The sequence below is a fragment of the Flavobacterium erigeronis genome (genome assembly GCF_054075165.1).
Map to the genome: position 1 here is coordinate 783,528 of NZ_JBSKGP010000001.1, position 21,246 is coordinate 804,773.

Annotated in this window: 21 protein-coding genes and 1 tRNA gene; 10 read left to right on the plus strand and 12 right to left on the minus strand. The window is 30.9% G+C overall.

The genetic code is table 11. The features are described from left to right. Positions 1-63 precede the first annotated feature (63 nt). The 5 genes from ACWA1F_RS03340 to ACWA1F_RS03360 form a co-directional block, all read right to left on the minus strand. Entirely contained in the window at positions 64-600 is a 537-nt protein-coding gene (locus ACWA1F_RS03340) for a hypothetical protein (RefSeq protein WP_456891579.1), read from the minus strand. Between the two features lie 80 nt (positions 601-680). Then, positions 681-1,670: a hypothetical protein gene (locus ACWA1F_RS03345; RefSeq protein WP_456891581.1), complete on the minus strand. Its 990-nt coding sequence runs from the start codon at positions 1,668-1,670 to the stop codon at positions 681-683. Between the two features lie 7 nt (positions 1,671-1,677). Further along, positions 1,678-3,357 (minus strand): DUF6909 family protein, encoded by a 1,680-nt coding sequence (locus tag ACWA1F_RS03350; protein WP_456891583.1) that lies wholly within the window; start codon positions 3,355-3,357, stop codon positions 1,678-1,680. A 123-nt stretch (positions 3,358-3,480) separates the two neighbouring features. Further along, entirely contained in the window at positions 3,481-4,965 is a 1,485-nt protein-coding gene (locus tag ACWA1F_RS03355; protein WP_456891585.1) for a GH3 auxin-responsive promoter family protein, read from the minus strand. 11 nt (positions 4,966-4,976) lie between these two features. Further along, positions 4,977-5,483, minus strand: a complete 507-nt coding sequence (locus tag ACWA1F_RS03360) for a peptidase (protein ID WP_456891587.1) — start codon at positions 5,481-5,483, stop codon at positions 4,977-4,979. 213 nt (positions 5,484-5,696) lie between these two features. Between ACWA1F_RS03360 and ACWA1F_RS03365 the strand changes: the two genes are divergently transcribed. Further along, positions 5,697-5,876: a Sec-independent protein translocase subunit TatA/TatB gene (locus ACWA1F_RS03365; protein ID WP_008465789.1), complete on the plus strand. Its 180-nt coding sequence runs from the start codon at positions 5,697-5,699 to the stop codon at positions 5,874-5,876. Between the two features lie 158 nt (positions 5,877-6,034). Here the strand turns inward: ACWA1F_RS03365 and ACWA1F_RS03370 are convergent, their stop codons facing one another. Continuing rightward, a complete protein-coding gene (locus ACWA1F_RS03370) occupies positions 6,035-8,158 on the minus strand; it encodes a Tex family protein (RefSeq protein WP_456891589.1) in 2,124 nt (707 codons plus the stop codon). Between the two features lie 114 nt (positions 8,159-8,272). Here ACWA1F_RS03370 and ACWA1F_RS03375 point away from each other — a divergent pair, with 114 nt between their 5' ends. Next, the gene (locus tag ACWA1F_RS03375; RefSeq protein ID WP_456891591.1) at positions 8,273-8,542 is read left to right on the plus strand and encodes a DUF1294 domain-containing protein; all 270 of its coding nucleotides are present in this window, start codon (positions 8,273-8,275) and stop codon (positions 8,540-8,542) included. A 187-nt stretch (positions 8,543-8,729) separates the two neighbouring features. Here the strand turns inward: ACWA1F_RS03375 and rpiB are convergent, their stop codons facing one another. Beyond that, the gene (rpiB, locus tag ACWA1F_RS03380; protein WP_306154006.1) at positions 8,730-9,161 is read right to left on the minus strand and encodes a ribose 5-phosphate isomerase B; all 432 of its coding nucleotides are present in this window, start codon (positions 9,159-9,161) and stop codon (positions 8,730-8,732) included. A gap of 812 nt (positions 9,162-9,973) precedes the next feature. Continuing rightward, the gene (locus ACWA1F_RS03385; RefSeq protein WP_306154004.1) at positions 9,974-10,207 is read right to left on the minus strand and encodes a putative signal transducing protein; all 234 of its coding nucleotides are present in this window, start codon (positions 10,205-10,207) and stop codon (positions 9,974-9,976) included. Between the two features lie 110 nt (positions 10,208-10,317). On the opposite strand from ACWA1F_RS03385, the gene rnr reads away from it, so the two are divergent. From rnr to ACWA1F_RS03400, 3 genes are read left to right on the plus strand one after another with little or no spacing between them, the layout of a single operon-like run. Further along, positions 10,318-12,501: a ribonuclease R gene (gene rnr, locus ACWA1F_RS03390; RefSeq protein ID WP_456891593.1), complete on the plus strand. Its 2,184-nt coding sequence runs from the start codon at positions 10,318-10,320 to the stop codon at positions 12,499-12,501. Positions 12,502-12,523: 22 nt separating this feature from the next. After that, a complete protein-coding gene (locus ACWA1F_RS03395; protein WP_456891595.1) occupies positions 12,524-13,192 on the plus strand; it encodes a head GIN domain-containing protein in 669 nt (222 codons plus the stop codon). Between the two features lie 14 nt (positions 13,193-13,206). Beyond that, positions 13,207-13,887: a LysE family translocator gene (locus tag ACWA1F_RS03400; protein WP_456891597.1), complete on the plus strand. Its 681-nt coding sequence runs from the start codon at positions 13,207-13,209 to the stop codon at positions 13,885-13,887. Between the two features lie 273 nt (positions 13,888-14,160). On the opposite strand, the gene ACWA1F_RS03405 is transcribed toward ACWA1F_RS03400, so the two are convergent. The 3 genes from ACWA1F_RS03405 to ACWA1F_RS03415 all read right to left on the minus strand — a co-directional run bounded on the left by ACWA1F_RS03405 (position 14,161) and on the right by ACWA1F_RS03415 (position 14,956). Then, positions 14,161-14,231, minus strand: a tRNA-Cys gene (locus ACWA1F_RS03405). 94 nt (positions 14,232-14,325) lie between these two features. Continuing rightward, a complete protein-coding gene (folB, locus tag ACWA1F_RS03410; protein WP_306153998.1) occupies positions 14,326-14,685 on the minus strand; it encodes a dihydroneopterin aldolase in 360 nt (119 codons plus the stop codon). 52 nt (positions 14,686-14,737) lie between these two features. Next, a complete protein-coding gene (locus ACWA1F_RS03415) occupies positions 14,738-14,956 on the minus strand; it encodes a hypothetical protein (RefSeq protein WP_456891599.1) in 219 nt (72 codons plus the stop codon). A gap of 132 nt (positions 14,957-15,088) precedes the next feature. Here ACWA1F_RS03415 and ACWA1F_RS03420 point away from each other — a divergent pair, with 132 nt between their 5' ends. The 5 genes from ACWA1F_RS03420 to ACWA1F_RS03440 all read left to right on the plus strand — a co-directional run bounded on the left by ACWA1F_RS03420 (position 15,089) and on the right by ACWA1F_RS03440 (position 20,008). Next, positions 15,089-17,206, plus strand: coding sequence for a glutamine--tRNA ligase/YqeY domain fusion protein (locus ACWA1F_RS03420; protein WP_456891601.1), 2,118 nt, complete (start codon positions 15,089-15,091; stop codon positions 17,204-17,206). Positions 17,207-18,423: 1,217 nt separating this feature from the next. After that, positions 18,424-18,903: a hypothetical protein gene (locus tag ACWA1F_RS03425; RefSeq protein WP_456891603.1), complete on the plus strand. Its 480-nt coding sequence runs from the start codon at positions 18,424-18,426 to the stop codon at positions 18,901-18,903. A gap of 93 nt (positions 18,904-18,996) precedes the next feature. Further along, positions 18,997-19,323, plus strand: a complete 327-nt coding sequence (locus tag ACWA1F_RS03430; RefSeq protein WP_306153994.1) for a YtxH domain-containing protein — start codon at positions 18,997-18,999, stop codon at positions 19,321-19,323. A gap of 76 nt (positions 19,324-19,399) precedes the next feature. After that, positions 19,400-19,750, plus strand: coding sequence for a competence protein (locus ACWA1F_RS03435; RefSeq protein WP_456891605.1), 351 nt, complete (start codon positions 19,400-19,402; stop codon positions 19,748-19,750). A 3-nt stretch (positions 19,751-19,753) separates the two neighbouring features. Beyond that, positions 19,754-20,008 (plus strand): DUF6327 family protein, encoded by a 255-nt coding sequence (locus ACWA1F_RS03440; RefSeq protein WP_456891606.1) that lies wholly within the window; start codon positions 19,754-19,756, stop codon positions 20,006-20,008. Positions 20,009-20,033: 25 nt separating this feature from the next. Here ACWA1F_RS03440 and ACWA1F_RS03445 read toward each other — a convergent pair whose 3' ends face one another. Beyond that, entirely contained in the window at positions 20,034-21,014 is a 981-nt protein-coding gene (locus ACWA1F_RS03445) for an SPFH domain-containing protein (protein WP_456891607.1), read from the minus strand. Positions 21,015-21,246: the final 232 nt, after the last annotated feature.

The following is a 21,246-nucleotide window of genomic DNA, read 5'->3' on the forward strand; positions in this document are numbered from 1 at the left end:
AGTAAAAAAGGCTATACCTTTTGAAGGAACAGCCTTAAAATTAATAATAGATTTTGCAAAAAATTACATTTTAACCCCTCTAACCATTTCAATTTTAGGATATAAAACTTCTTTAGTTAAAAAATAAGGGTCGTAATTTTCACCTTTTTCAAAGAATGATGCAGTACCTGTTTCTTCATCAAATTTTATAAATTCATTTGGTGTAAAATATTTCAAAATATCTTTTTGTTCAATTTTAAATACTCTTCCTTCAAAACTCAGCGTAATAGAATTGATTATAACTGGATTTTGATCTTTATTAGAACTAACATCAAAACGTATATCATTCGGTAAAATTCCTTCTGGAATACTAAAAGTTACTTGCTGTGATTCTGTTTTTCCTTTTACACCATTATAAACTGTATTTTTTGCATCAAAATAAGCAATTGAAGGATCTTTGTAAAAAAGAATAAGTTCATCATCTTTTTCAATTTTTAAATCTACAATTACATCAAATGTATTTGTTTTTAATTCTTCTACTGGCTGTGCTTCTTCTTTATTCTTACAAGAGATAAATAATGTTAATAAAACTAAATTTATGCAGATCAACTGTTTTTTCATCTTTATATTTTTTTGCAAAAGTATATAATTACTATTTCTGTTAAAGTTTTTTATTATGTTCAAATTAATTTAATTGATTTTTAATTTACAAACCCTGCTAAATCTTTTTGCTTTTTATAGAATGATATAAAAAATTTCCACAAAACGAATGCTAAAATAAATAATAAAGGCATAAAAAATTTCAATTTACCATTGCCCAATTCGACTAACTGCATATTTGCTGTAACATTATTTTCTTTTATAATTTTATCAAAACCAATTAATTCAATTCTATGAGCTGCCTGTTGATTCAATAAAACATCCTTGGTTTTAATGACATCATTCAATTGGGTGTTTTCGTTAAAATAAATTAGTTTGTCGTTTCTTAAAGCTCCATTTGAAGAATTAGATAAATTATTTAATATTCCATCAATTTGTCTAATAATTGAATCTGTTTGTTGCAATTTTAATTCCACATTCCGATACACAACTTTCTGAATTTTAGAATAATAATCTGAAGTATTTAAATAATGTAAAAGTGGCTTTATTAAATTTTCTTCTGACATTATCTTATTTGTTTCTAAAACTATAGTCTGAAAAGTATAATTTTTACTGGTAATATTTTCCTGTAGAACCTTATTTATATCACCATCTTCGGCCATCAATTTTATCAATTCGAAGTTTTCAGGCTTATTCTGAATGAAATTGTAAACATCAGCAATCGGTTTTACTTCTATAACTTTAAGATTTTTAGGTTGCGAAATTCCAACAACTTCTTTTAAAAAAAGTGTATCGTTTTCCTTAATCTTCGAGTTGATCAAATCTACTTTTGCATACAAATAGTCCGTACTCCCAAAATTCGGTGTTACAATAATCTCATGTCGGTAACTTTTTTGAGTTTGATCCAAAAACATTCCAATACCAAATCCTGCGACAATCAAAATCAAGACAATCACCCAATTTTTAATAAAAAACTGAATACTTCTAAAAATAGAACTGTTTATTATTCCAAAAAAATTACTTATTTTTTTGGAAATCTGCACCAAATCAATCTCCTGATCTTCCAAATTTTGAGGTACTTTTGTACTCATTTACAATTTATTTTATATTGAAAATTTGTTCTAAAATTTTAATAGTAATCAAATAAGTAGGTTTTACGCCAGTTGTTCCTAAACCTCCAGAAGCCAGTGTACTTCCAGTTTCTAACGGATTATCAGACGCGTAATACGCATAACGAACCTTAATATCGTGCGGTACGCTTTTTCTAATTTTTGATGCTGACTGAATTGCTTTTTGGTAGTAAGATCCTTCCATTTCTAGACCAATTACTCCCCAAGTCGATTCGTGGAAAAATTTCAATAAATCTCTGTTTTGCAATGATGTTCCTAAAACAGTAACCATAGCTCCTTCGTAAATATCAATTTCATTTCCTTCGAACATCGAGCCAGTTAATTCATTTTCAAAGAAATAATTATCCGCTGTCCCTTCGTTGATATGTGCTGTCGGAATCATGATATCGCCTTTTCCACCTTCTAGAATTCCGGCTTTACCCATTATAGAAACCGATTTTACATTTAGTAAAGTTTCTTTTTTAAACGGTTTTAAAAGCTCATCGATGGTTTCGTAAGCCTGCTCTCCAAAAGCATAATCCATTACGATTATGACTGGTTTTTCTTCGCCCACATTGGCGTGCGAAAATGCTGTTTTTGACCAGTCAACTTTGGCTGTATCAAAAATCTGAACATCAATATTAGTTCCAGAAGTATCTGGTAACGAAATCATTCCGTTTTTTAACGCCAATTCTTCAACTTGAGTTCTAATTTCTTTTGAACCCGAAGCGCTTAATTCTTCATAAATAAAGAAATCTGTTTTTCCTTTATATTTTGTTTTTAACAATGGCGTCGCAAAAATCGAATTCATAACACTATGCATGTTCGCACTAATCACGTGAATTGGTCTTTTTAGCAAATCGTTTGCCTTTAAAACTTCTTTTATGTTGGTTGCCCAGATTTCTCCGTGAATGTGATGTCCCAAACGCTCACGTAAAACAGGACTAAAAGTGATTGTACGTTTATTGTTTTCAACAATTTCTTCAATCGCTAATTTTCCTAACCAATAGATAACATGCAGGAAACGATCTGGTGCACTTTCAGAACCGAAAGCGTCATAAATATCTAAAACTTCCTCAAAAGTTCTAGCCAAAATATTTGCAACGTGCGAAATAGCTTTTTCTTTTTCTACCAAAGAAAGCTTTTTGGTGTGCATAACAGCTTGCTCCAGTTTTTGCCAATCGCGCGAAACCTCTCCTCCATCGTCTATTAAAACTCTATTTTTGATTTTATGAGATTCTATGAAAATAAAAGTCAAATGTGTCAGGATATCATAAATATCTGAACGCCCGCGTGTGATTTCGACATTCATTTGCTCCTCGTCTATTCTGTAACAGTTTCTTCTTCTTTTTGGAGGAACAATTGGCTGAAAATGCGATTTAGAATATCCTTCGTCTGACGTTAAATTGATAAAACGGCACTGTTCAATTCCGATTGGAAGACGCTCTATAACATACAAAAGTCCGTTAAGTTCCACTTTTTCCTCGGCTATATTTCCGTAAATTTCTGGACGCAATGCCAATAATGATTCTCTTAAACTATCGCCCGAAACTCCCATTGGTTTGTAAAAACCACGGTTGAACAAATGGCGCATTGTAATGTACATTTTTTCAATTGCTGCAGAAGATTCCTGTGCTCTTGATCTTGATATATGTTTGGTTTCTTTCATGTCTTTTTCATTTTAAAATCTTCCAAATTGAAGATTAAAAGATTTTCCGTTAAACGAAAGTAGGAATTTTAAATAAAACTTTCATAAAACGGCATTTAACAAATTGTTAGAGAAGTTTTGTTTCTACTTCAAGTTATCCGCAATATTTCTGTCGTTCGACAATCTCGGTATTTTATTTTGACCTCCCAATTTTCCTTGCGATTTCATGTATTCCTGAAATCCGTTTTTGGAGACCTTTGTGATCACAACTTTTCGCAACACATTTCCTGTAATTAAATCGTCGTAATAAATATTTTGTTTTCGCATCGAATTGTCTAACGCTTCCGCGAAAGCGTCAAAATTGTCTGGTTCTCTTTCAAATTCAATCAGCCATTCATGATAAGGTAATCCGCTGGCAGGCGTAATTTGCGGTGCCACAGTAAATTCGTTAATAACAATATTAGTTTCTGCAACTGCTTCTTTCATTGCATTTTCAACTTCATTAGCAATGACGTGTTCTCCAAAAGCCGAAATGTAATGTTTGATACGTCCAGAAACTATAACTCGATACGGAGCCAAAGATGTAAACTGAACAGTATCGCCAATATTATAGCGCCAAAGTCCAGCGTTGGTAGAAATAATCAGCACATAATTTACTCCGACCTCAACCTCACCGATTGTATATACTTTTGGATTTTCGGTAAAGAATTCATCAGCTTTTATAAATTCGTAGAAAATACCTGAATTCAGCAAAAGCAGCATTCCTTTTTCTTTCTGCGAATCCTGATACGCAAAAAATCCTTCAGAAGCCGGAAATAACTCGATACTGTCTACTTTTCGGCCAATCATATTTTCAAATTTGGCTCGATACGGCTCGTAGTTAACTCCTCCGTAAATAAACAGATTAAAGTTTTTGAATATATCGCCTATTTTCTTCCCTCCGCTTTTCTTTTCCAAACGCTCAAAATACATTTGCACCCAAGACGGAATTCCAGAAATAACAGACATATCTTCTTTTATCGTTTCGTCTACAATCGCATCTACTTTGGTTTCCCAATCTTCAATACAATTGGTTTCCCACGATGGCATTCTGTTTTTCTGGAGATATTTAGGAACAAAATGCGCTACAATTCCAGAAAGTCTTCCAAATTTAATCCCGTATTTCTCTGTTAGAATTGGACTTCCCTGCAGAAAAATCATTTTTCCGTCAACAAAATCGGCTTTTCCAGTTTCTTGGACATAATGCAAGATCGCATTTCGCGCCGCTTCTATATGATAAGGCATTGATTCTTTGGTCAGCGGAATATATTTTGCCCCAGAAGTGGTTCCCGAAGTTTTAGCAAAATATAATGGTTTTCCTTTCCATAAAACATCCGATTCTCCTTTTACAACCTTTTCAACATAAGGCTTTAAATCTTCGTAATCTCTTACAGGAACTCGTTTCTGAAAATCTTCGAAAGTTTTTATTTCATTGAAATGATGATCTTTTCCAAATTCGGTGTTTTGGGCACTTTCAATTAAATTTTCAAAAATCTTTTGCTGGGTTTCAATTGGTTTGTTAGCCCATTTACGTGTTTTATTGTATATTTTTTTAGCAAATATTTTTGCCGCAATTGACTTAATTGACATTTTCAGTGGTATTATTTTTTATCACTTTTCTTTTTGTCTTGAGATTTTGCTTTCAGTTCTTTTTCTGTTTCGGCGACGTCTTCTCTTAATTTTATCTCAGCATCCGAAGCTTTCATATTTACATCTGAAGCATCTTCTACAGATTCTGCTAATATAGAATCTTTATTAAATTTTGAATATTCTAATTCTCCCTTTAAAACTCTTTGAATTCCTTTTATATAAGCTTCATTTTGTTTTAAAGCAGTTTCTAAAGAATCCGATTTAATGGCCAGTCTTGTAGCATTTCTTTTCAATTCTGTAGAAGAATATCCCGGAATAAATTCGCGAAGCGGAGTAAAAGCAATAATGAAAGTAGTAACCAAAATTAGAAATATTCCGCCAAGAGTAAACGTTACGAAAACATTCATTAAAGTAAGCCTCAAAGAAAATAACTCTTCAAAAGTCTCCTCATTTAAAATAACTAAACGGTTTTTAATGAACAGTTTTTTCCTAAAATTCTTTTTCTTTTTTTTAGTCATTATCCTTCTTTATGCTAGCAAATATAGTAATTAATCGTCATGATATTTAGTCGAAAAATTTTATGAAGAGCTATAATTTACGATTTTATAAAATATTTAACGTGGTCTGATACAAATATTTTAAACTAAAAATACTTCTATTTCGTATATTTCTATATACCTTTGCGGAATAATTAAGAAAAACAATTTGCTTCGGCATTAAATATAATAGTCATGGGAAGATTAGGTCTTACAGAAATCCTTGTTATCGTAGGTATTGTGATTTTACTTTTTGGAGGTAAAAAAATTCCAGAATTAATGAAAGGTTTAGGAAGCGGAATTAAGGAATTTAAAAACGCTGCTAAAGACGATCAACCTGCTGCTTCTAAAAAACAAGAGGAAGAAACGAAATAATAAATTCGAAAAACTTATTAAATCCCAAACTGCAATCGTAGTTTGGGATTTTTTATATCTATAATGAAAAATAAAAACGCCTAACTACAATTGTAATTTAGGCGTTTTTATTAACAATTCCAGTAATATTGGAATTTAGAATTTATTTTTTTGAATTTTTAAAGTACCATCGTCAACTGAATTCTCTTTCTATCTTCATCAACTTCAGTAACCTTAACATCAACATGCTGGTGCAATTTTACCACTTCATTTACGTCACTCACAAATCCGGCTTTTAACTGAGAAATGTGAACCAATCCGCTTTCTTTAATTCCGATATCGACAAAACAGCCAAAGTTGGTAATGTTGTTCACAATTCCTGGAAGGATCATTCCAGTTTTTAAATCTTTAATCGATTTTACGTTGGCGTCGAATTCAAAAACCTTCGCTGACTTTCTTGGGTCTAATCCTGGTTTTTCAAGCTCTTTTATGATATCTTTTAACGTTAATAAACCAATTTCTGGCGTAACATACTTTTCGGGTTTAATAAGCGCCGTTTTTTCTTTGTTTGCAATTAAGTCGTTTAGAGAAATATTCAAATCTTTCGCCATCTTCTCCACAACTGGATAAGCCTCTGGATGCACCGCAGAATTGTCCAGCGGATTTTTAGCATTCGTAATTCTAATAAACGCTGCTCCTTGCTGATACGCTTTGTCTCCTAAACGGGGCACTTTTTTCAGCTGTTTTCTATCTTCAAAAGGTCCGTTTTCAGAACGATATTGTACAATGTTTTCGGCCAACTTCTCTCCGATTCCACTCACATAACTTAGCAAATGTTTACTCGCTGTGTTAATGTTAATTCCAACCGAGTTCACACAACGAATTACCGTACTGTCTAATTCTTCTTTTAATTTAGTTTGGTCAACATCATGCTGATACTGCCCTACTCCAATCGCTTTTGGGTCGATTTTCACCAATTCGGCCAACGGATCTGAAAGTCGTCTTCCGATAGAAACCGAACCACGAACGGTTACATCATAATTAGGAAATTCTTCTCTCGCAATTTTTGAAGCCGAATATACAGAAGCTCCAGCCTCAGAAACTACAAAAACCTGAATCGGCTTGTCGAATGCGATTTTTTTGATGAAAAATTCAGTTTCTCTCGAAGCAGTTCCGTTTCCGATAGAAATCGCATCAATTTGATACGCATTGACCATCGAACGGATTTTTTTAATCGCCATTGTTTCCTCATTTTGAGGCGCGTGCGGATAAATGGTTTCATTATATAATAAATCGCCTTTTTCGTCCAGACATACTACTTTACAACCGCTTCTAAAACCTGGATCGATTGCCAAAATTCGTTTTTCTCCCAACGGCGGTGCTAATAATAACTGCCCTAAATTGTTAGCGAAAACCTGAATAGAATTTGCATCTGCTTTTGCTTTTGCTTCTTGTAAAGTCTCGTTTCCAATTGCTGGATTCAATAAACGCTTGTAACTGTCTTCAATCGCCAGCTGTAAGTGTGCTGTAGAATTATTTTGTTTTTTAATAATGATTTCGTCGATAACATCGTAGGCATCATCGATATCAACATCGATTTTCATTTTGATAAAACCTTCATTTTCTGCTCGAAGCATCGCTAACAAACGATGCGCCGGTGCTTTTGTCAATGGTTCTTCCCAATCAAAATACTGACTGAATTTCTGCGCTCCTTCTTCCTCCGCTTTCTTTTTAACAACTTTAGTTCCAATAGTAGCTTTTCGCTGAAACAATCTACGAAGCTGTTTACGAACATAAATATTCTCGTTGATCCATTCAGCTACAATATCTCTCGCGCCTTGAATTGCGGCTTCTTCGTTAATTACATTTTCATTTAAATATTGTGTCGAAATAAAATCGAAATCGGCATCACTTTCAGACATTATTAATTTAGCCAAAGGCTCCAATCCAAATTCACGGGCAACATCTGCCTTTGTTTTTTTCTTCTTTTTATACGGAAGATAGAAATCTTCAATTTCCTGTAAATCAAAACTATCTTCAATCTTTTTCTTCAAATCTGGCGTAAGCGCTTTTTGCTCTTCAATAGATTTTAAAACCGCTTCTTTACGTTTAACCAAAGTTTCGTATTCTTTCTGAAGTTTTGCAATTGCTTCAATAACAGTTTCATCCAGATTTCCGGTCGAATCTTTTCGGTAACGCGAAATAAACGGAATTGTACAATCTTCTTCTAAAAGTTTTACTGTGTTTTGAATACTAACTGCCGGTGCCTGTACTGACTTGGCAATAAATTGAATATTAGTCATAGTTTTAATGAAATAATTTCTTGTTTATAAATGACTTTTTCTGCTTATTTAAAACCCTAAACAGAATATCATTCGGTTGGCTAAAATAATATCTTTGTTTCTATTTTTTAGCCAATGAAAGTTTTATTACTATATTTTTTAATTATAAATGTTCTTGAATTTATAATTGTCGGTTACGACAAATTTTTAGCCCGCAAACAAAAACGCCGAATCCCAGAAAACACGCTGTTTTTCCTAGCCTTAATCGGCGGAACAATTGGGTTATTAACAGCAATGTTAATCTTTAGACATAAAACGGCTAAAACTTCTTTTATTGTAAAGTTTGTTGGAATTATTTTGATTCAGATTGTATTGATTTATTTGAAATTAACTGATAAAATTTAGACCAAAAACGTTAATTCCGTCAGTACGTTGACTGAATTTACATTAATTCAGTCAGTGAAAAAACTGTACAAAATTATAATCAATTAATTTTCAATACAATATAAAAAAAACCGGAAAGATTCTAAAAAAATCCGCCCGGTTTACTTTTTCTTATATGGTGCGAAGCACCGAATTTTTTTCTGAACTTTTACGAACAAGCAATTTTATTCACTCTGTTTTGGTGTCTTCCACCTTCAAAAGCTGTATCAAGGAAAGTTTCAACAATTTCTACCGCTTGTGCAATAGAGGTGTATCTCGCCGGAATACTCACAATGTTTGCATCATTATGTAAACGCGTTAAATAAGCAATTTCTTTAGTCCAGCATAAACCAGCTCTCACTTTAGGGTGTTTATTAACAGTCATTGCAATTCCGTTCCCGCTTCCGCAGATTACGATTCCAAAATCAGCTTTTCCTTCAGATACATCATTCGCAACTGGATGTCCAAAATCTGGATAATCTACAGAAGCATCTGTATCTGTACCATAATTAGTTACCTCATATCCTTTTGCTTTAAGCATTTCAACAATTGCTTTTTTATATTCTGGTCCTGCGTGATCGTTTCCTATCGAAATTTTCATTTTTTAATACTATTAAGTTGTGTACTGCAAATTTACTTAATTAATATAGGTTTGCCACGAATTGAAGTAATTTTCACTAATTTCTTTTATTCTCAAGAGTTTTAAACATTATTAAAATCTAAAATTATAATTAGTGTACATTCGTAAAATTCTTGGCTATAAAAACCAAATATATAAAGCACTTGATACCAATATCTTATCACTTATTAACAATTTTGATAACTTCATAAGTATCTCACAATCAATAAATAATAATCAGAATATTTGTTAAAATTTTGAGGTGTTAATATGGATTTCTAATTCGTTGATATTCAGTTAACTTTAAGTTAACAGAAAATGTTAATAAGTTCGAAAAGAAAATTAGAACTATTTTTTGGTTATTTAAGAAAAATGCTTAATCCAAAATCAGTTTTAAATACGCAAGAAAAGTTTCGTGAATTTTTGGAAAAGTTATCAATACCAAAAATGTCATTTTCAACAGAAATCAACATATCAACTTATCTACAAAATGAATTCATTTTTGGTTGTCAACCGTTGTTAATTAAAATACAAAAAGTCTTATAAATTAATCATTTAACTAAAAATAACTATGTTGATAACTCAGAATAAATAAGTAAAACGAGATTTCAATGACTTCAAAAAAAATTTTATTCGACATATTAACACACTATAATAACCAACAAATTTTTTTAAATTTTTAAAAATCTTTTTTGTTGTATTTAATATATGTTGAAAACTAAAAAAGTTTAAAATGAAAAATTTTATTTTTTGAATTGAATTTTTCTGAATCGATTCTCTTTTGAATTTTTGTTTCAGACGATTTTAAGCGGATTGTTGAGATTGTCCAAGATTTCTTGAACTTGTTCGAAATCGTTTGGATGTACTTTGAGTTTGATTCCGCCCAGTGCATTGGAGTAAAGCGGTATAACGGAAAGCGTCATTTCGTTTTCGAAAAAATAGGGGATTCCTTCTTGTTCTAGTAAGTGTTTGAGAACCACGGTTTCGTGCAGATAATTGAATACGGCGATCGTTTTAAAGCTTTCCATATTAGGTCTTTTTGTAAATGTACGAAAAGTTATATTTTTAATAATTCTATTTGTTAAAAAGTATTATCTGATATCTTATTTGTAATTTTAAGCCTTATTAGAAAAGATATATGAGTAAGAAAATTAGAAAGCCGATAAAGAAAGAGAAAGATTTCTCTGGAAAAATACTTAAGATTTTATCGCAACATGCTAATAAACCATTCAATTATAAACAAATAGGAGCAAAGCTAGAATTAGACGATACAAAAAGCAGAAATCAGATTATAAAAGATTTGAAAATTCTTGCAGCTCAAAAGAAGATTATAGAAACAGAACCTGGAAAATACTTGATTAAAGCAGTAAGCCAAGATTACTACGAAGGAACAATAGATATGACGAGCAGAAAAACGGCATATTTTATTTGTGATGAATTTGAAGAAGATGTTTTTATTCCGACCAATAATTTGAATCGTGCTTTAGATAAAGATAAAGTTAAAGTTTACGTTTATAACAGAAGAAAAGGAAAAAGACCTGAAGGTGAAGTAATTGAAGTTATCGAAAGAGACAAAACAGAATTTGTAGGTGTAATTGATATGCAGCCAAATTTTGCTTTTGTTTCTACTGCAAACCCTAAGATGTACACGGATATTTTTATTCCGAAAGATAAAATAGGAGAAGCAGAAAACGGTGACGTTGTTTTAGTGAAGATTGAAGACTGGCCAAAAAGAGCTGACAGCCCGTTCGGATCTGTAATTCGAGTACTTGGAAAACCTGGAGAACATAATACAGAGATTCATGCTATTTTAGCAGAATATGGTTTGCCTGCAGATTTTCCGGTAGAAGTAGAAGTTTTTGCACAAAAATTAGATACTTCAATTCAGGAATCTGAGATTGCCAAACGTCGGGATATGCGTGATACACTTACGTTTACGATAGATCCAAAAGATGCAAAAGATTTTGATGATGCATTGTCTTTCAAAAAGTTAGAAAACGGTAATTTTGAAATTGGTATTCATATTGCCGATGTTTCGTATTATTTAGAAGAAGGAACAATTCTAGATGATGAAGCATATCAAAGAGCAACTTCAGTTTATTTGGTAGATAGAGTAGTGCCAATGCTTCCAGAAGTATTGTCTAACTTTGCCTGTTCGCTTCGTCCGAATGAAGAGAAATATACTTTCTCTGCCATATTTGAAGTTTCTCCAACAGCTCAAGTTATTAACCAATGGTTTGGAAGAACGGTAATCTATTCTGATCAGCGTTTTGCTTACGAAGAAGCACAGCATATTATTGAAACAAAAGGAAATAATACCATTCCGGTTGATATTTCTATTACTGGAGAATCGTATGTTGTTTCAGACGAAATAGTTGAAGCTACTTTAAAACTAGATGAATTAGCTAAAATTCTAAGAAAGAAAAGAATGCAGCAAGGAGCTATTTCTTTTGATAAAGTAGAAGTGAAATTCAATTTGAATGCTGAAGGAGAACCTGAAGGCGTTTATTTTAAAGTTTCAAAAGATGCCAATCATCTGATTGAAGAATTTATGCTTTTGGCTAATAGAAAAGTGGCTGAATATATTGGTAAACAAAAGAAAACCTTTGTTTACCGTATTCACGACGAACCAAATGAAGATAAACTGATTGCTATGCAGCAGGTTATTGCTAAATTTGGTTATAAAATTGATTTTAGAACAAAAGGTGATATCGCAAAATCGATAAATGCTTTGATGGAAGAAGTAAACGGTAAGAAAGAACAAAATCTTATTGATACTCTTGCCATTAGAAGTATGAGTAAAGCCAAATATTCGACAGATAATATCGGGCATTATGGTTTAGCTTTTGATTATTACAGCCATTTTACATCGCCAATTCGACGTTATCCAGACGTAATGGTGCATCGTTTGTTACAATTTTATCTGGATGGAGGAGCTTCTGTAGACGAAGAAACGTATGAAACCAAATGTCTGCATTGTTCCAATATGGAAAGTTTAGCTACAAATGCTGAACGTGACAGTATCAAATACATGCAGGTTAAATACATGCAGGATCATCAGGATGAAGAATTCCTTGGCGTTATTTCTGGTGTTACAGAATGGGGAATTTATGTTGAAATCGTTTCTAATAAATGCGAAGGAATGGTAAGAATCAGAGAGATAAAAGAAGATTACTATACTTTTGACGAAAGGCAATATGCATTGGTTGGAGCTACTTCAAACCGATTATTGCAATTAGGAGACGAAATTTATGTTAAAGTAAAAAATGCCGATTTAGTTAAAAAACAGCTGGATTTTCATTTTTTAAGAAGAGCAGAATAAATATTAATTTAAAAATAAAAGTATGAAAAAGCTAATTATTGGTGCTGCAATTTTATTTGTACAAATGTCTTTTGGTCAGGTTACCAAAGAGTTGGGAGATTTTGATACCGTAAAAGTATTTGATAAATTAAGTGTAAAATTAGTTCAGTCATCTGAAAATAAAATTGTTATAAAAGGAGCAAGAGAAGCAGAAGTAGAAGCAGTCAATAAAAATGGTATTTTGAAACTAAGAATGCCTTTTCCAAAATTGCTTTCTGGAAATGATCTTGATATTACTTTGTATTACAAACACATCGAATTGATTGATGTGAATGAAGGAGCAGAAGCAAAGAGCAGTGAAACGATCAAAGCTACTTCTTTTAAAGTAAGTGCTCAGGAAGGCGGAATCATTAATGTTGACTTAAATGTTGATAAGCTTAAAGTAAGCTCTGTTTCAGGAGGTTCGATCACCTTAACAGGAAAAGCAGAAAACCAGGTTGCAAGTTTAGGAGCTGGCGGATATTTGCTAGCAAGTAAATTAAATACTTCTCAGACCACTGTAAGCGTTTCTGCGGGCGGAAAAGCAGATGTAAATGCTTCTACCCTTGTAGATGCAAAAGTGAGCGCAGGAGGCTCTATTTACATTTATGGAAAACCAAAGCAGATAAACCAAAAAACAGTTTTTGGTGGTAAAATCGAAGAAGTAAAGTAATTAATTGTATTTGAATGATAAATGATATTCTAACTGGACTTCCATGGGGACTTTTTCTAAGTTTTATGGTAGGTCCAGTATTTTTTATACTAATTGAAACCAGTATTACTAAAGGATTTAGAGCCGCAATGGCTTTTGATTTAGGTGTTGTTTTAGGTGATATTTTCTTTATAGGAATCGCATACTTAGGAAGTTACAGACTTATTCAGAGTTTAAAGGATAAACCGGCATTGTTTATTTTTGGCGGAATTATTATGCTGGCTTACGGCATTATTTCTTTCGCAAGATTAAAGAATGATGAAAAAATGGATGCCGAAGAAATAGATCGTGATATTATAAAAAGAAATTACGGAAGTTTGTTTATAAAAGGGTTTATTTTAAACGTAATCAACATCGGAGTTCTTGGTTTTTGGCTGGCTGTTATTATTTCTGTTGGACCAAAATTAGAAATGATAAACTCACGAATGTTTACTTTTTTTACTTCGGTTATCATTACTTATTTATTAGTCGATTGCATTAAAATAGTATTAGCGAAACAGTTAAAATCAAAATTGACACCAAATAATATTCTAAAAATTAAGAAAGGAATAAGTGTCGTTTTAATGGTTTTTGGAGTGGTGTTAATAACTCAAGGATGGTTTCCAAAAGAAAAGGAAATGGTGAAAAATGCCTTTGAAAGAATAGAAAATAAGTAGTTGTTAATAACTCAAAATTATAAAATCAAACCTCTGAATTTCAGAGGTTTTTTTGTGTTTAGTCATTGCGAGGAACGAAGCAATCTCACTAACATATCAACGTTTCTAATATCATAATGAGATTGCTTCGTTCCTCGCAATGACGCATAAAAAAAGAGACACATTTCTGTATCTCTTTTAAAGGGTTGGTCCGGATTCGAACCAATATCTTTAATTAATTTTTCCTAAAAATTAAACATAAAAAAAACCTTCAAATTGCTTTGAAGGTTTTAGAGGCATCGTCCGGATTCGAACCGGAGTAGGAGCTTTTGCAGAGCCCAGCCTAGCCGCTCGGCCACGACGCCATTACTTGAACGGATGGCAAAAGTAACTAAAATCTTTAAATTTTAAAAGTTTCGAATAAACTATTTTAAAAATTTAAGATTTTAATTTTTAAAATTACTTTCTAATTTCCGTCATTTTTATAGTAACTGACTCAACATCACCACCAATAGGCGGATTAATTTTAGAAACCCAAACTGTTGTTTTTTCTACTGTTTCTATCTCATTTAACACTCGAATATTGATTCTTTTGGCTACATGTTCTAATAAATGCGAACGAATTGCCATTTCTTCAGCAACAATTTTGTTCAAATGAACATAATCTACCGTATCCAAAAGATGATCTGTTTCGGCTGATTTCTGTAAATTGGTTTTAATTTTTAAATCAACTGTGTAATCAGAACCAATTTTTCCTTCTTCAATTAAACATCCGTGGTAAGAAAAAGTACGGATATTTTTAAGTTTTATAACTCCCATTTTTATAATTTTATTCTTGTAATATTTTGATTTTTTATTTGGGTAGAATAAGTTATTTATTCCATTTTTTATCAAGCTTTTTAATTGATTCTTCTAAACTTATATAATCTTCAGGTTTAGAATTTTTAATTCGATCTAAAACCATTTTCTGCTGCCACAAAGGAATTTCATTTTCTGAGCTTTCTTCTATAGAAACATCAGGAATATATTTTAAAAAATTAACGAAAGTATCATAAAAATCATCTGAAATTGTAATAGTTAGTTTCCTCATAATTTTCATTATTATCAAAAGCTATAAATTGAATTTTAAGTTTCAAGTTTAGAGTAAGTTTCCAAAGAAAACCATAAACTATAAACAGTAAACTATAAACTTTTTTATCTTTGCTAAAATTACTATAAAATAATGGCATCAGAAGAGAAATCACTCAATTTTATTGAACAAATCATAGAGGAAGACGTAAAATCAGGTCTTTCAAATACTAAACTTCGCTTTCGTTTTCCACCAGAACCTAATGGATATTTACACATTGGGCATGCAAGTTCTATTGCTTTAAATTTTGGTTTAGGAATTGATTATCAGTCACCTGTAAATTTACGTTTTGACGATACCAATCCAGAAAAAGAAGAACAGGAATTTGTTGATGCTATTAAAAAAGATGTTGAATGGTTGGGATATACCTGGGCAGAAGAATGTTATGCTTCAGATTATTTCCAGCAATTATACGATTGGGCAGTTTTATTAATTAAAAAAGATAAAGCCTATGTTGACAGTCAGACTTCTGAAGAAATGGCTGCTCAAAAAGGAACTCCTACAACTGTTGGAACAGATAGTCCATACAGAAATCGTTCTGTTGAAGAGAATTTAGATCTTTTCGAAAGAATGAAAAATGGTGAATTTGAGGCTGGTACACATATTCTTCGTGCTAAAATTGACATGAAATCAACAAACATGTTAATGCGTGATCCAATCATGTATAGAATTTTACACAAACATCACCATAGAACAGGAGACAATTGGAAAATCTATCCAATGTACGATTGGGCACACGGACAGAGTGATTATTTAGAGCAGATTTCTCACTCATTTTGTACACTAGAATTCTTGCCTCACCGTGAACTTTATGATTGGTTTTTAGATCAGATTTTTGATGAAAATAAACTGCGTCCAAAACAAAGAGAATTTGCAAGACGTAACTTATCACATACTGTTGTTAGTAAAAGAAAATTACAGCAACTAGTTAAGGAAAAGCATGTTAACGGTTGGGATGATCCAAGAATGTCAACAATCTCTGGATTAAGAAGACGTGGTTATACAGCTGCATCTTTACGTAATTTTGCCAATACAATTGGTATTGCAAAACGTGATAACCTAATCAATGTATCGGTTTTAGAATTCTGCATTCGTGAAGATTTGAACAAAATTGCACCTCGTGTAATGGCTGTTTTAGATCCTGTAAAACTGGTAATTACCAATTATCCTGAAGGAAAAGAAGAGTGGTTGGAAGCAGAAAATAACCAGGAAGATGAAAATGCAGGTTTCAGAAAAGTACCTTTTTCTCGTGAATTATATATCGAAAGAGAAGACTTTTTAGAAGAAGCTCCAGCTAAATATTTCCGTTTGACTTTAGGAAAAGAAGTGCGTCTTAAAAATGCGTATATCATTAAAGGAGAATCAGTTGTAAAAGATGATGCAGGTAATATTACAGAAATTCATGTAACTTATGATACCGATTCTTTAAGCGGAAGCGGGACAGAAGCAAGCCAAAGAAAAGTATCTGGAACATTGCATTGGGTTTCTATCAAACATGCTTTGGAAGCAGAAGTTCGTTTATACGATCGTTTGTTTACAGATGAAGCTCCAGATAGTTATAAAGAGAAAAATTTCTTAGACTTTGTGAATCCAAATTCGTTAGAAATTGTTACTGGATATGTGGAACCAAGTTTATCAACAGCTCAAAACGAAGATAAATTCCAATTTCAACGTTTAGGGTATTTTACTGTTGATAAAGACTCAACTCCTTCAAAATTAGTGTTTAACAAGACTGTTGGATTGAAAGATGCTTGGGAAGAAAAAGGTAAAAAAGAGGAAAACAGCATTAATAATTCTTTGAAAGAAATCAATAAATATTTTAAAGTTGAGAGTAAGCCAGAACGAATTGCAATTGAAAGTGCGATAGGAGAGAACATCAAAAATATCTCAAGTTTTTCTTTGATACAGAATTCATTAAAGAAAAATATCAACAATAATAAGGCTTCGCTGTTGTTTTCTCAGTTTATTTTGAAATATTCAAGCTGGAAATCTACAGATTTTGAAGAAGAAGATATCAAAAAATTATATTCGATGTCTTTAAAAAGTGAATCGACTTATGTTCGTTCAAAAGCACTTTTAAACTTAAGAGATATTGAAAGTGAAAGTTTGAGAAATCAATATGATGATGAAATTTTGAAATTATATTCAAATCCACCAAAAAATGCTTCTGAAAGAGAAATTGAAATTCTTTCTGAAATGGTGAAAAAGTAATATCAGATAAATTTATGAAAAGCGCTTTTATAAGCGCTTTTTTTTATTATATAAATTTACTATTGAAATTTTAAAATTTATAATTTTTATAGATTAAAAGTAACTTTCATAAATTGATTTTAATAGAAAATAAAATTTTATTGGATAACTAATTCATTTTTTAAATTTAAGTTTATTAGAAGTCTTTAATTTAGTTTTTAGCTTTTTTGTCTTAAGATTTTGCTGTTAAATCTATTATTATAATTTTTGATAATTATTATTTATAAGTTTAATTGATTTAATTTATTATCTATAAAAACTATTAATTTAGTATTTTTAATTAATTTTATAGATTAAAAGTGACCTCTATAAATTATCATTAAGCTAAAATAAAAAATGAATGAATCGAGAAGACCTTTTTTTGTTTTTCATTCGTTAAAACTCTTTATTTTATTTTTTTTAACTTTTTAGTCTCGATTTTCTTCTCAAAAAATTAAAATTAAAGTTTTTTCTTATTTTTAATTTATTCGGCTTCTTTTTTATAATCATAAGTTTTGATTATTATTTTTAGTGAAATTTAGTTTCTATTTATTATTAAAAAAATTGACTGTTGAGTTCTAATTAATAGATTTTAATTATTTTTAAGCTTTTCATTTTAATTTTATAAGTAATAAATTTTAATTATCAATTTTTATAAAACTTTTATTTTTAATTATTATTTATAAAAATGATTGAAAAATTTAAAATAATAGTTTGTATATATCGATTTTAACCGTCATAAATTGATTTTAAGACGTTTTTAAAACTTAGTTGATAGATAACTCATTTTTTATATTATTATTTATTTACAGTCTTTATTTTAATTTTTACTGTCATTTTAGTCAGTTTAACGGCTTGTTAACACACAATTGTTTATAAAACTGCTATTTTTAACTCACTATCAAAAGTCAGAGATGATTTTTGTAAAAAATTAAAATTTGCCGTAAAGAATCTAAGTTGAAATTTATTGTTTATAGAAACTCGTAATTTTTATAACAATAGTTTTTCAAAACTGATTTCCCAAAAAGACAATTTTATGTTCTCATTTTTATTATGATGTAGTCTTGATAATTTCTATCGTAAAAAAGATATTTTTCAAATTGTATCATAATGTACAAAATTCCATAATGTTGAATTTGTGTGAAAGTTTAGTTTTTAAATTTCAAATCTGACAATTTTTAATTTTAAATCTAAGTATCATGAAAATTTTATATTTCGCACTAGCATTATTATTTGCAAACGTAGCAATTTCGCAAACACATCAAATTACAAAACACAATGGAGAACAACTTGATGTAAATTTTATTAAAAACGAAAATGGTTTTGTTTATTATTCTTTAAACGGTAGTTCTGAAGAAATCAAAATTAGTAAACACGCTGTTTCATCAATTACTAACAAACAAACAAAACAAACTCAGAAAGTTTCTGATAAAATAGTAGTAGATTCAAAAGACGATTACAAAATGGTTACTGTTTTGCCACAAGAAAAAACAATAGGGCTGAAACAAGCTGCTAGTTTTACTGGGGTCTCGACTAGGACAAAAGGCGAACCGCCAATTGCAAATCAGAACCAGACTGCTATGAGAATCAAAACTAAATCGGCTTCAAATGGTTATCCTTTTGTTAGCATTGTTGAAAAAGCAGATGGTAAGTATGAAGCTGTAGCTTATGTGTATTAATAATATTGTTAATTTTTTGTAAATTACAATTAATCAAAGTTTTATCAGTTTAAAAAAGAGTATCTTTATTAATAATTTTAAATTGTAACTATCATGTCTAAAAATTTAAATACAGCAGCAGCAATTTTGGCTGCAGCGGCTGCAGGAGCGGCGATCGGGATTTTATTTGCTCCGGATAAAGGATCAAAAACCAGAGCTAAATTAAAAGAAGGAATTGATGACGCTAAACATAATCTAAAAGATTCATTTGATGCAAGTTCTGAAGTTCTGCGTGAAAAATTTACTGGCGCAACAAAAAACCTAGATGGAACTTTAAATGATTTGTTATCAAATGTTAGTCACAAAACAGAAGAAGTAATTACTTTTTTAGAAACTAAACTTGCTGAATTAAAAGCACAGAACGCTAAACTTCAGAAATAATATTTTTATAAAGCACAAATACTGGCTTATTTTTATAAGAAAGTTTTGTGCTTTTTTTTTATTTAAAATTTAAATTATGGCTTTTGAAGAATTAAAAGAAAACACTGAAAAAGTTCAAGATCAGGCTAAAGAATATATTGAAAGCCATTTCGCTTATTACAAACTTTGGGGTTTTAAGGTTGCAATGAAATCTACAACTCTGATTTTTAAGTTTACTTTGATTTTGTTGTGTTTTAGTATGGTCTTAATTTTTGGATCTTTTGCTGCAGCTTATGCTTTTGGTTCTTTGTTTGAAAGTAATGCTCTCGGTTTTTTAACAGTAGGAGGAATCTATTTGGTGATAACTGTTTTACTTTTCTTTATAAAAGATAAGATGGTGGAGGGACCAATTTTAGAAAAATTTTCAGAAATCTTTTTTAATGATTAATTTATGGAAAGAAAAAAATACTCTTCGTATGCTGAGATTGAAAGGGATCTGGAAATTCTAAAACTCGAAAAAGAAATCAATTATCAGAAATTGGTTTTAAGTTTTCAGAAAACTAAAGAAAGCATTACACCGCAAAAAATGGTAAATGGTTTTATTTCATCTTATACAGGTTATGTCAAAAAATCATTTCCAGAAATTTTGCAATTACTTATACCATTTGTTATCAATTGGTTTATAAATAAAAAAAGAGGCAATTAAGCCTCTTTTTTATTTTGAATTATTTTTATACTTCTGGTTGAACATCATCTTCATAACCAGATTGATGTTGAGTTGGTTTATGTTTTTCTACTTTTTTAGGCGTATTTTTTTTCATCATTTCGCCCACTTGGTTAGAAGCTGTAAAAGAAGCAACCATATTATTTAGCATATCACTTCCAGCTTGTGGAGAATTTGGAAGAAGAATCAAGTTAGAATTTGTGTCAGATCCAATAGATTGTAAAGTATCATAATGTTGAGTTACTACAATTAGGGCAGAAGCTTCTTGAGAATTAATACCCACATTATTCAAAACTTCAACACTTTCTACAAGACCTCTTGCAATTTCACGACGCTGATCTGCAATACCTTGTCCTTGTAAACGTTTACTTTCAGCTTCAGCTTTTGCTTTTGCAACAATTCTAATTCTTGAACTTTCAGCTTCAAATTCTGCAGCCGTTTTTTCTCTATCAGCAGCGTTGATTCTGTTCATTGCATTTTTTACCTGGATATCTGGATCAATATCAGTAACCAAAGTATTGATGATATCATATCCGTAAGTAGACATTGCTTCGTTCAATTCGCGTTTTACTGCAACTGCGATATCATCTTTTCTTTCAAAAACGTCATCCAATTTTAGTTTCGGAACTTCAGCACGAACCACATCAAATACATAAGATGTAATCTGATCGTGTGGATATTCTAATTTATAAAAAGCTTCGTATACTTTTTCTTGAATCACTTTGAACTGAACCGAAACTTTCATTTTGATAAAAACGTTGTCTCTAGTTTTAGTTTCGATGATAACATCTAACTGCTGAATTTTAAGATTTACACGTCCGGCTAATCTGTCAACAATCGGAATTTTTAATTGTAATCCTGAATTTCTAACACTTTGAAATTTTCCAAATCGTTCGATTACTACTGAAGTTTGTTGTTTCACAGTAAAGAAAGATGACATGAAAATGAAGAATGCCACTACTAAAAAGATAATTAATCCTGTACCCATGGTTATTTAATTTATATTTATGATTCTGGTAAATTACGAAAATTCTTCTAAAATAAAATTATCAAACATTAAAAAAACGCTAAGAACATTTTTGAGATGTTATTTAGCGTTTGACTTTTTTTGAACCATTAAGAGATTAAGATAATTAAGTCAAATCTTTGTCAAGATAATTAAGCTTTATAATCTTAAAAAACTTTGGCAATTTTTACCATCAAGTCAAGCTTAATTAACT

What these genes read in the sequence shown, in the direction of transcription:
- ACWA1F_RS03340 (WP_456891579.1), bottom strand. Translation starts at nt 600, where the DNA reads ATGAAAAAACAGTTGATCTGCATAAATTTAGTTTTATTAACATTATTT.
- ACWA1F_RS03345 (WP_456891581.1), bottom strand. Translation starts at nt 1,670, where the DNA reads ATGAGTACAAAAGTACCTCAAAATTTGGAAGATCAGGAGATTGATTTG.
- ACWA1F_RS03350 (WP_456891583.1), bottom strand. Translation starts at nt 3,357, where the DNA reads ATGAAAGAAACCAAACATATATCAAGATCAAGAGCACAGGAATCTTCT.
- ACWA1F_RS03355 (WP_456891585.1), bottom strand. Translation starts at nt 4,965, where the DNA reads ATGTCAATTAAGTCAATTGCGGCAAAAATATTTGCTAAAAAAATATAC.
- ACWA1F_RS03360 (WP_456891587.1), bottom strand. Translation starts at nt 5,483, where the DNA reads ATGACTAAAAAAAAGAAAAAGAATTTTAGGAAAAAACTGTTCATTAAA.
- ACWA1F_RS03365 (WP_008465789.1), top strand. Translation starts at nt 5,697, where the DNA reads ATGGGAAGATTAGGTCTTACAGAAATCCTTGTTATCGTAGGTATTGTG.
- ACWA1F_RS03370 (WP_456891589.1), bottom strand. Translation starts at nt 8,158, where the DNA reads ATGACTAATATTCAATTTATTGCCAAGTCAGTACAGGCACCGGCAGTT.
- ACWA1F_RS03375 (WP_456891591.1), top strand. Translation starts at nt 8,273, where the DNA reads ATGAAAGTTTTATTACTATATTTTTTAATTATAAATGTTCTTGAATTT.
- rpiB (WP_306154006.1), bottom strand. Translation starts at nt 9,161, where the DNA reads ATGAAAATTTCGATAGGAAACGATCACGCAGGACCAGAATATAAAAAA.
- ACWA1F_RS03385 (WP_306154004.1), bottom strand. Translation starts at nt 10,207, where the DNA reads ATGGAAAGCTTTAAAACGATCGCCGTATTCAATTATCTGCACGAAACC.
- rnr (WP_456891593.1), top strand. Translation starts at nt 10,318, where the DNA reads ATGAGTAAGAAAATTAGAAAGCCGATAAAGAAAGAGAAAGATTTCTCT.
- ACWA1F_RS03395 (WP_456891595.1), top strand. Translation starts at nt 12,524, where the DNA reads ATGAAAAAGCTAATTATTGGTGCTGCAATTTTATTTGTACAAATGTCT.
- ACWA1F_RS03400 (WP_456891597.1), top strand. Translation starts at nt 13,207, where the DNA reads ATGATAAATGATATTCTAACTGGACTTCCATGGGGACTTTTTCTAAGT.
- folB (WP_306153998.1), bottom strand. Translation starts at nt 14,685, where the DNA reads ATGGGAGTTATAAAACTTAAAAATATCCGTACTTTTTCTTACCACGGA.
- ACWA1F_RS03415 (WP_456891599.1), bottom strand. Translation starts at nt 14,956, where the DNA reads ATGAGGAAACTAACTATTACAATTTCAGATGATTTTTATGATACTTTC.
- ACWA1F_RS03420 (WP_456891601.1), top strand. Translation starts at nt 15,089, where the DNA reads ATGGCATCAGAAGAGAAATCACTCAATTTTATTGAACAAATCATAGAG.
- ACWA1F_RS03425 (WP_456891603.1), top strand. Translation starts at nt 18,424, where the DNA reads ATGAAAATTTTATATTTCGCACTAGCATTATTATTTGCAAACGTAGCA.
- ACWA1F_RS03430 (WP_306153994.1), top strand. Translation starts at nt 18,997, where the DNA reads ATGTCTAAAAATTTAAATACAGCAGCAGCAATTTTGGCTGCAGCGGCT.
- ACWA1F_RS03435 (WP_456891605.1), top strand. Translation starts at nt 19,400, where the DNA reads ATGGCTTTTGAAGAATTAAAAGAAAACACTGAAAAAGTTCAAGATCAG.
- ACWA1F_RS03440 (WP_456891606.1), top strand. Translation starts at nt 19,754, where the DNA reads ATGGAAAGAAAAAAATACTCTTCGTATGCTGAGATTGAAAGGGATCTG.
- ACWA1F_RS03445 (WP_456891607.1), bottom strand. Translation starts at nt 21,014, where the DNA reads ATGGGTACAGGATTAATTATCTTTTTAGTAGTGGCATTCTTCATTTTC.